The sequence below is a fragment of the Pseudomonas sp. GP01-A4 genome, assembly GCF_058780865.1.
Genome location: NZ_JBYSWF010000135.1, coordinates 1 through 6,411 on the forward strand (window position 1 = coordinate 1; position 6,411 = coordinate 6,411).

12 protein-coding genes are annotated in these 6,411 nt (G+C 61.2%); 10 read left to right on the plus strand and 2 right to left on the minus strand.

The window, feature by feature from the left end; all coding sequences use genetic code 11:
* Positions 1-235: 235 nt before the first annotated feature.
* Both AC3WKX_RS33955 and AC3WKX_RS33960 read right to left on the minus strand, forming a co-directional pair.
* Positions 236-562, minus strand: coding sequence for a type II toxin-antitoxin system PemK/MazF family toxin (locus AC3WKX_RS33955; RefSeq protein WP_031942780.1), 327 nt, complete (start codon positions 560-562; stop codon positions 236-238).
* On the minus strand, positions 559-777 hold the full coding sequence (locus AC3WKX_RS33960) for an AbrB/MazE/SpoVT family DNA-binding domain-containing protein (protein ID WP_305885275.1): 219 nt from the start codon (positions 775-777) through the stop codon (positions 559-561). Before AC3WKX_RS33960 ends, AC3WKX_RS33955 begins: the two co-directional genes overlap by 4 nt.
* 216 nt (positions 778-993) lie before the next feature.
* Between AC3WKX_RS33960 and AC3WKX_RS33965 the strand changes: the two genes are divergently transcribed.
* The 10 genes from AC3WKX_RS33965 to AC3WKX_RS34010 all read left to right on the plus strand — a co-directional run bounded on the left by AC3WKX_RS33965 (position 994) and on the right by AC3WKX_RS34010 (position 6,381).
* Positions 994-1,428: an antirestriction protein gene (locus AC3WKX_RS33965; RefSeq protein WP_031942779.1), complete on the plus strand. Its 435-nt coding sequence runs from the start codon at positions 994-996 to the stop codon at positions 1,426-1,428.
* A gap of 40 nt (positions 1,429-1,468) precedes the next feature.
* On the plus strand, positions 1,469-2,500 hold the full coding sequence (locus tag AC3WKX_RS33970) for a klcB (protein ID WP_102605943.1): 1,032 nt from the start codon (positions 1,469-1,471) through the stop codon (positions 2,498-2,500).
* Positions 2,497-2,751, plus strand: coding sequence for a hypothetical protein (locus AC3WKX_RS33975; RefSeq protein WP_015061623.1), 255 nt, complete (start codon positions 2,497-2,499; stop codon positions 2,749-2,751). Before AC3WKX_RS33970 ends, AC3WKX_RS33975 begins: the two co-directional genes overlap by 4 nt.
* Positions 2,752-2,918: 167 nt before the next feature.
* Positions 2,919-3,137 carry a stable inheritance protein KleA gene (gene kleA, locus AC3WKX_RS33980; RefSeq protein ID WP_256579836.1) on the plus strand — a complete coding sequence of 73 codons (219 nt, stop codon included), beginning with the start codon at positions 2,919-2,921 and terminating at the stop codon, positions 3,135-3,137.
* A 60-nt stretch (positions 3,138-3,197) separates the two neighbouring features.
* The gene (locus AC3WKX_RS33985) at positions 3,198-3,416 is read left to right on the plus strand and encodes a DUF2688 domain-containing protein (protein ID WP_015061625.1); all 219 of its coding nucleotides are present in this window, start codon (positions 3,198-3,200) and stop codon (positions 3,414-3,416) included.
* Between the two features lie 115 nt (positions 3,417-3,531).
* Positions 3,532-3,861, plus strand: a complete 330-nt coding sequence (gene kleE, locus AC3WKX_RS33990; RefSeq protein WP_031942776.1) for a KleE stable inheritance protein — start codon at positions 3,532-3,534, stop codon at positions 3,859-3,861.
* Between the two features lies 1 nt (position 3,862).
* Positions 3,863-4,171: a DUF2761 domain-containing protein gene (locus AC3WKX_RS33995; protein WP_015061627.1), complete on the plus strand. Its 309-nt coding sequence runs from the start codon at positions 3,863-3,865 to the stop codon at positions 4,169-4,171.
* Positions 4,172-4,274: 103 nt separating this feature from the next.
* A complete protein-coding gene (locus AC3WKX_RS34000) occupies positions 4,275-4,577 on the plus strand; it encodes a transcriptional regulator KorA (protein WP_031942775.1) in 303 nt (100 codons plus the stop codon).
* The gene (locus tag AC3WKX_RS34005; protein WP_015061629.1) at positions 4,574-5,338 is read left to right on the plus strand and encodes a ParA family protein; all 765 of its coding nucleotides are present in this window, start codon (positions 4,574-4,576) and stop codon (positions 5,336-5,338) included. The genes AC3WKX_RS34000 and AC3WKX_RS34005 overlap by 4 nt, the downstream gene beginning before the upstream one ends.
* Positions 5,335-6,381, plus strand: coding sequence for a transcriptional repressor gene korB (locus AC3WKX_RS34010; RefSeq protein ID WP_102605944.1), 1,047 nt, complete (start codon positions 5,335-5,337; stop codon positions 6,379-6,381). The genes AC3WKX_RS34005 and AC3WKX_RS34010 overlap by 4 nt, the downstream gene beginning before the upstream one ends.
* Positions 6,382-6,411: the final 30 nt, after the last annotated feature.

Here is a 6,411-nt window from a genome sequence, read left to right on the forward strand (position 1 = left end):
AAGCGCCTGGAAAGAAGCAAATTTTGTGCGCTTACGCTGCGCTATGCCCAAAGGGGCTACCGCCCCTCTGGACTCCCCGACTGTCAAGGCCGCAGTGAAGCCACCATCTGCGCACTAATCGAAGATCGGTGCGAACTGGAAGGCAGCAGGTTTTACGCCAAGGAGAAAAGGCGGCCGACACGGCCAGGGAAAGCGCCCCTCAAGTGTTAAGAACACACCGAAGGGCGCGGATTGACTACTGGAACAGCGTGGCGACCTTGGCCAGCACTTCATCAAGGATAGGAGCCGGGAGCGTGTCCACCTTGCGAGCGGTACGCGCTGCAAGATCGAGCACGCGGGGTTGATCGCAGCGAACGACGCCGGTTGTCTTGATGCCGGAGATCGGCACCGCGAAACCGATCCGGCGGGCGAAATCGCCGCCGTTCGTGATCGGCAAGCACACCGGCAGTTTCGTTGCCGCGTTGAACTCGGCCGGCGATACGACCAGCACCGGCCGGCTGCCGCGTTGCTCACGGCCTTCGGTGGGATCAAGCGACACCAGGTAAATGTCCCCCCGCCTCATATCAGCTCACGCCCCACTGCCGGGGCATCGACCCATTCCCGTTCTTCCGCAGTTTGTGGCTGCGAATAGTCCGAGGCGGCCAGCAGCTCGGCCATCGTGTAGCGCGGCTGGGGCCTGGGATCGACTACCAGGCGGCCATCGGTAACGGCTACGCCGACCGTGGCCCCGGCCTGCAATTGCAGCAGATCGAGGATCGCCGGCGGGACGGCCAACATGACCGATCCGCCGACCTTGCGGAGATTCGTTGTGTGCATGGTGATGCTCCTTTCAGAAAGTTATATCTAAATATAACATTTCGGGCCGTTCACTGCAAAACATTTTTAGCCGCTAAAAAAAGTTTAGCTAAAAACACTTGACAGCTAGGGCAATTTGCCCTAATATTACAGATGAAGGCCGGGCATGTTGCTCAGGTCAAAACCGGAGAACTTCCGATGAACAACCAAGCTCAAGAACTGATCCCGCTGGCCGCCGTCCTGGTGGACGACGAACACCGCCTGGACTTCCTGCCGACCTACTTTGGCCCGCGCCTGATGATGCGCGGCGAAGCCCTGGTGTATGGCTGGATGCGCCGACTGGCCGAAGGCTACAACGGCGGGTTCTGGAACTACTACACGCTGACCAATGGCGGGTTCTACATGGCTCCGGTGCTGGGCCGGCTGCGCCTGGAAGTCGATGGCAACGGCTACGGCGGCGAAATGTCCGCTGATGCGGCCGGGATCGTCGCCACCTTGTTCGTGTTGGGCCAGCTTGCGGCCGAAACCCAGGGCACGGACGAATGCGATGCTCTGATCGACCGCTACCACTGGTTGCGCGAGTACGCCGGTACGCACGCCGAGGCGGCGCAGATTTACCGCGCTATTGACTGATGAGGGGCGGCCCCGGTTTCGGCCGGGGCCACTTCATACCATGAAGAAAACCACATCACAGCGCGATGAACGCGACGAATTGATGGCCGAGCTGGCCGCCTCGATGCCGACTGACCGGGTTGGCCTGCTGGACTTGGCCAGGGCCGCCGTGGCCGAGCTGCACGCCGGCGTAATGGCCTGCGACGATGCAGCGGTCGAGCGGGCGACGACCCGTTACGAGGCCGTGACCTGGAAACTCAATGGTGGGACGTTTTTTGGTTGCCAGGGTGGCCCGGAGGCCGCTGGGTGCGTGATTGACCGACATTGCAGCGCCGCGCCTGGTGACGTGCCTTGCTGGGGCCAGGCTGGCCAGTTCCTGGTCGAAGTCGAGGGCCTGCGCGCCCTGGTTGATTTTGGTGGCGGTGTAGGCGTCATGGGAAGCCATTTCGAGTTCAATGCCGTTGACCTGGACAAGCCATTCATTTCGGAAACCGGCTACCGCTCGCACTTCGACCGGCTGCGCGGCGGCATGACCGTCGATGCCGTGGCGGGCGCGATCTTCGCGGCCATCCTCAAGGAAAAGCGGCCCAAGCTGATCGAGCCGGAAAGCCGCGACCGGCTGGCCGGCTATGCCCTGCCCGACTGGACGGCCGACTTGATCCCGCCGGCACGCCGGGAACCGGCGACCGTGGAGGTGCCCACGGGTTTTGTCCTGGTCGATGTTGTGCTGCCGGCGCATCGGGCGTTCATCGCCCGCAAGTGGGCGGCCGAGGCAAAGGCGAAGATCAAGGCGGCCGAGGCCGCCGAGTTGTACGCCAAGGAAGAAGCGGCGGGCGGCTTCCGGCCCGGTGCCAGGTGCGAAGTGGTCAGCGTTCACCATCACGCTTTCAAGGGAGAAGTCGGCAAGAAAATCATCATTACCAAGGTCAGCCACGACACGCGCCAAGTATGGGCGCATGACGACCGGCCGCCCCGGTATCGCGTCAATCGGAACGGCCGGAAAGTGACCGAGTACGACCCGCGTTGTGTTCAATCCTGCTACGGATTCGACCAGTTGCGGCTTTTGAGTTCACCAGGAGAAAACAAGTCATGACAGAGGCAAATATCAGGCTCGAATGCCTGCGCCCGGCGTTCCGCTGGCAGCAGCCGACCGGGGAAGAAATCCGGGAGGTACTGCGGCTGGCCGGATTCACCGGCGGCGCAGCGGCGAAGGCGTTGGGCCTTGGAGCCAAGGGCGACCGCACCGTAAGGCGCTGGATCGGTGAAGAAACGATGATCCCTTATGCCGCGTGGGCGCTGCTATGCGACTTCGCCGGCTTGGGGGTCATTTGGAAAGAGGTTTGAACGCCAAGGGGAAAATTTAGCGGCTAAACTCAAGCTAAACAAAGTGGATATAATGGATAAAGTTTAGCTAAAACGCTTGACAGCTAGGGCAATTTGCCCTAATATTACAAGTGAAGGCCGGGCGTGTTGTCCAGGTCAAAACCGGAGAAATTCCGATGAGCAAGATCATGCCGTGGATTGACGAGTTGCCGGAGGCGGCAAAGACCGACTTCCCTGCTCGCCGTGACGAGATCGGGGCGCTGCTGGACGAGGCGGCCGAGCTGGTACGCAAGGCCGAGGAACTGCGGGCCAAGGCGTACTTCACCGGCTGCACGCTGGAAGGCGATGCAAGGGCGCAGTGGTCGGATAAGGACGTGCTGCGGGCCAAAGCGCGGGTGCGCTGGTAGGAAGCCACGGCCCGGCTTCGGTCGGGCCATTTCAACGGACGCTAGGAAGGAAGTTTTCCAATGCACAAGGGCAAGATCGAGATTGAAATTGTGGAAGTACCGTGCCGCCGTTGCGGTAAGAGCATTCGCACGTTGAAACGTAGCCTGCTGGGCGCGAACGAGTTGCGCGACAAGCTGGGCGGCATTTGCGGGGAGTGCATCACGCCGGAAGAGGATCGGCAGATTTTGGAAACCATGCTGGGCGCGGTGGCCGAGCTTGAAACGGCTACCAGGCATTGAAGGAACGCCCCGGAGTGATCCGGGGCGCTTGGCCTGGTGCTGGCACACCGTAGCCGCGCTTCCGAGTGTGGAAGCAAGCAGCATTGAACCCGCGAAATGGGTGGAGGGTCAAGCAATGTCGAACATCATCAAGTTTCCCAGGAACGAGCAGGCCGAGCCGGTGGCGCCGATGGAGGCCGTTGCGTCAGTCAAGCCGGTCAAGGTTTCTAACGCCAAGGGAAAGGCGTTTCTGGCCGGTGTGCTGCGGTTCGTGTGGATCGCGGTTGTCCTGGTCTGGCCGGTGCTCAAGTGGCTGGTTTCCATTGAGGTGTTTTTCCAGTTTATCCGCATGGTTTACCACTGGAACACGCCGGGCGTGTATGCGGGCTGGACGTTCCTGCTGCACTTCGCGGTGCTAACCGCCCTCACCTACTTTGTTTCGATCTACAAGCCGAAGGGGATTTGACATGCAAAAGCAACCGATCAAACCGGGCTTTGTTTGTCCCAGCACCGGCCGCGTGGCCGTCCTGGTCAAGCAGTACGCCAACAGCGACTTGAATGGTGATGCACCGGCCTACTGGTACAGCGCCCAGGCCGAGGAATGGGGCCTTGATCCGTGGCGACTGGTGGAAGGTGTCGATCCGCACACCCAGGGCGAATCAATGGATGTTTGTTTCGCGGACGGATCAACCAAGACGGTTGGGCCACTGATGACGTTCTTTCTTGCGGCCGCTGATGCTGCACGCCTGGAAAATAACCCGGATTTTAGCCGCTAAAACGCTTGACGGCCGGCGCAGGTTTAGCTAAACTTTGTACTGGTCGGCGGCTGGCACCGCCGTTGTTCAACAACCGGGTGTGGAGTTGATATGGGTGTTTTTCATGAAGAAACGATTGACCGAAGCCCAATTTCAGGCAGCCATCAAGGGCTTGGAAATCGGGCAGCAGACTATCGACATAGCGCGGGGCGTGCTGGTCGATGGGCGACCCCAGGCGGAGTTCGTAACGTCGCTGGGGTTGTCGAAAGGGGCGGTGTCACAGGCAGTCAGTCGCGTATGGGCGGCCACGAAGGGAAATCTTCCCGAGGGCTTCGAGCGAGTGGCGGCGGTACTGCCGGAGCATCAAGCATTCATCGTGAAGAAGTGGGCAGAGGACGCCAAGAAAAAACAGGAACCGAAAAAATGAAAACACTGGTTACGGCAATTCAGAAAGGCGGTCAGGGCAAGACGTTTGCAACGTGCCATTTGGCGTTTGACTTCCAAGAGCGCGGCTTGCGCGTTGCCGTGATCGACCTGGATACCCAGGGTAATGCGTCCTGGACGTTGGGCGGTCATGATTCCGACTATCCCGCCAGTCGCTTGTTTACTGCCGGCGGCGACGAGCTGCGGAGCTGGTTCACCGACCGCGAGGATGACGGTCTGGCGCTGATCGCGGCCGATGCCAGCCTGGCCAACCTGGACAAGATGGACTTGGCCCAGGCAGCGGGTGCGCTGCGGGCCAACATCGAGGCGCTGGGCGAGTTTTTCGACGTGTGCCTGATCGACACTGCCCCTTCCCTTGGCGTCGCCATGACAGCGGCCGTGCTGGCCGCTGACTACATGCTTTCGCCGGTCGAAATGGAGGCGTACAGCTTGCAGGGCATGAAGAAGATGGTTGCCATCATCGGCAACCTGCGCAAGCAAAACCCCAAGCTGCGCTTCCTCGGCATGGTGCCGAACAAGGTGGACGCCCGGAAGCCGCGCCACGTCGCCAATCTGGCCGCGTTGCAACAGGCATATCCGCAATTGGTGTTGCCGTTCAGTGTTGGGTCGCGTGACAGCATCGCCCAGGCGTTGGGCGAGCAAATGCCGGTGTGGAAGATCAAGAAAACGGCTGCGCGCAAAGCCACCCAGGAAGTGCGCGAGTTGGCCGATTACGTGTTTACGAAAATGGAGATTGCACAATGAGCGCCGCACAGAACGCCAAGAAGAAGGCCACAGCGGCCCCACAGAAGCCACAGGCGGCCGGCATGGGCCTGGACAGCCTAGGCGACCTTGCGGGCCTCCTGAACGACCCACAGGCCGCCAATACGGGCACTGGTGGCCCAAGGGAATTGCCGCTTGATTTGATTGACGAAGATCCGCACCAGCCGCGAACGGCCGATAACCCCGGCTTTTCCCCGGAGAGCATCGCGGAGATTGGCGCGACGATCAAAGAACGCGGCGTCAAGTCGCCCATTTCGGTGCGCGACAACCCCGAGCAGCCGGGCCGTTACCTCATCAATCACGGTGCGCGTCGTTACCGTGGGTCGAAGTGGGCCGAGAAAACGACTATCCCCGGCTTCATCGACAACAACTACAACGAGGCCGACCAGGTAATCGAGAACCTGCAACGCAACGAGCTGACCGCCCGCGAGATTGCCGACTTCATCGGCCGCGAGCTGGCCAAGGGCAAGAAGAAGGGCGAGATCGCCAAGGAGATCGGCAAGTCGCCGGCATTCGTTACGCAGCACGTCACGCTGCTGGACTTGCCCGAGCCGATTGCCGAGGCGTTCAACAGCGGCCGCGCCAAGGACGTGACCGTTATCAACGAGCTGGTGACGGCCTACAAGAAGAACCCGGATGAAGTGGGCGCATGGCTGGCCGACGACAGCCAGGAGCTGACGCGGGGATCGGTCAAGCTGCTGCGCGAGTTCCTGGACGACAAGCGCAGCCAGGACGGCGACCGCGACCCCAACACGGTCGATGCCTTCACCGGCCGGGCCGACGCCGAGGGCGGCGACGGTGAAAGCGATGAGGACGCCAAGGAGAAAAAGGAGCCGAAGGAGCAAGACCCGGACAAGCTGAAAAAGGCCATCGTCCAGGTCGAGCATGACGGCCGCCCGGCCCGCATCATCCTGAATCGCCGGCCGCCGGCCGAGGGCTTCGCCTGGTTGAAGTACGAAGATGACGGCCAGGAGTTCGAGGCCAATCTTGCCCAGGTGAAACTGGTGGCCTTGCTCGAAGGCTAGACGCACCGACACCCGGCACTAACCCCACCC

Bases quoted from the DNA above. Each gene is read 5' to 3' on its own strand.
- AC3WKX_RS33955 (WP_031942780.1), bottom strand. From the start codon at position 562: ATGAGGCGGGGGGACATTTACCTGGTGTCGCTTGATCCCACCGAAGGC.
- AC3WKX_RS33960 (WP_305885275.1), bottom strand. From the start codon at position 777: ATGTTGGCCGTCCCGCCGGCGATCCTCGATCTGCTGCAATTGCAGGCC.
- AC3WKX_RS33965 (WP_031942779.1), top strand. From the start codon at position 994: ATGAACAACCAAGCTCAAGAACTGATCCCGCTGGCCGCCGTCCTGGTG.
- AC3WKX_RS33970 (WP_102605943.1), top strand. From the start codon at position 1,469: ATGAAGAAAACCACATCACAGCGCGATGAACGCGACGAATTGATGGCC.
- AC3WKX_RS33975 (WP_015061623.1), top strand. From the start codon at position 2,497: ATGACAGAGGCAAATATCAGGCTCGAATGCCTGCGCCCGGCGTTCCGC.
- kleA (WP_256579836.1), top strand. From the start codon at position 2,919: ATGCCGTGGATTGACGAGTTGCCGGAGGCGGCAAAGACCGACTTCCCT.
- AC3WKX_RS33985 (WP_015061625.1), top strand. From the start codon at position 3,198: ATGCACAAGGGCAAGATCGAGATTGAAATTGTGGAAGTACCGTGCCGC.
- kleE (WP_031942776.1), top strand. From the start codon at position 3,532: ATGTCGAACATCATCAAGTTTCCCAGGAACGAGCAGGCCGAGCCGGTG.
- AC3WKX_RS33995 (WP_015061627.1), top strand. From the start codon at position 3,863: ATGCAAAAGCAACCGATCAAACCGGGCTTTGTTTGTCCCAGCACCGGC.
- AC3WKX_RS34000 (WP_031942775.1), top strand. From the start codon at position 4,275: ATGAAGAAACGATTGACCGAAGCCCAATTTCAGGCAGCCATCAAGGGC.
- AC3WKX_RS34005 (WP_015061629.1), top strand. From the start codon at position 4,574: ATGAAAACACTGGTTACGGCAATTCAGAAAGGCGGTCAGGGCAAGACG.
- AC3WKX_RS34010 (WP_102605944.1), top strand. From the start codon at position 5,335: ATGAGCGCCGCACAGAACGCCAAGAAGAAGGCCACAGCGGCCCCACAG.